The sequence below is a fragment of the Micromonospora sp. NPDC051296 genome (assembly GCF_040682255.1).
Lineage (GTDB): Bacteria > Actinomycetota > Actinomycetes > Mycobacteriales > Micromonosporaceae > Micromonospora > Micromonospora craterilacus.
Genome location: NZ_JBFBAO010000687.1, coordinates 1 through 1,053 on the forward strand (window position 1 = coordinate 1; position 1,053 = coordinate 1,053).

The 1,053-nt window shown below is 69.3% G+C and carries 1 protein-coding gene; it reads left to right on the forward strand.

The window, feature by feature from the left end:
• Window positions 1-924, forward strand: a 924-nt coding sequence (locus tag AB0M52_RS34140; protein ID WP_363962038.1) for a pectate lyase, incomplete at its 5' end; no start/stop codon positions are given.
• Between the last annotated feature and the right edge of the window lie 129 nt (window positions 925-1,053).

The following is a 1,053-nucleotide window of genomic DNA, read 5'->3' on the forward strand; positions in this document are numbered from 1 at the left end:
CCGAGCGGACCGCTGGAGGCGGCCCGGGTGCGGTCGGTGACCAACCAGACCCGACACACCCAGATCAACGTCGGCCCGAACACCACCATCGTCGGGCTACGCGGGGCGCGGCTGACCGGCCTCACCCTGATGATCGACCGGGCCCCGAACGTCATCGTCCGCAACATCACCTTCGACGACGCCCGGGACTGCTTCCCCGCCTGGTCCCCCACCGACGGCGAGACCGGCAACTGGAACTCCCAGTACGACCTGCTCTCGGTGCGCCGCAGCGAGAACGTCTGGATCGACCACAACACCTTCACCGACGGCGACAACCCCGACAGCGCCCAGCCGATCCACTTCGGCCGCCCCTACCAGGTGCACGACGGCTCGCTGGACATCACCCACACGGCCAGCCTGGTCACCGCCTCCTGGAACCGCTTCGACGCGCGGGACAAGGTGATGCTGATCGGCTCGTCCAACACCGTCGGCCCGGACGTCGGCCGGCTCAACGTCACCCTGCACCACAACCTGTTCGACGGGTCGTTGCAGCGGCTGCCCCGGGTCCGCTTCGGCCAGGTGGACATCTACAACAACCAGTACAAGCTCGGCGGCGACGGCTTCGAGTACGCCATCGGCGTCGGCGTGCAGTCCGCCGTGTACGCCGAGAACAACCACTTCACCCTCGACGCCGGCGTCAGCGCCGCCGACCTGCTCTACGACTGGGGCGGCACCGCGATCACCACCCGGGGCAACTGGGTCAAGCCGGCGGGCGGGCTACCGCGTCCGGTCGACCTGGTCGGCGTCTACAACGCCGTACACGATCCCGACCTGACGCCCGACGCCGGCTGGACGCCGGCGCTGCGCCACGGCCCGGCGCTGCCGGCCGCGCTGGTGCCACTCGTGGTCGGCCCGCTCGCCGGCGCCGACCGCCTGCCGCTGTAGCCCCGGCTGTTAACAAGGGGCCCCTGCTCTACCTCTTGGGTTCTAGGGGTCGTTGCAACAGCTGATCGTTTCAGGGGTTGCGATGTTCCAGGTTCGCGGGGATCGAGGGCCGCAGGGTCGTAAGAAGCT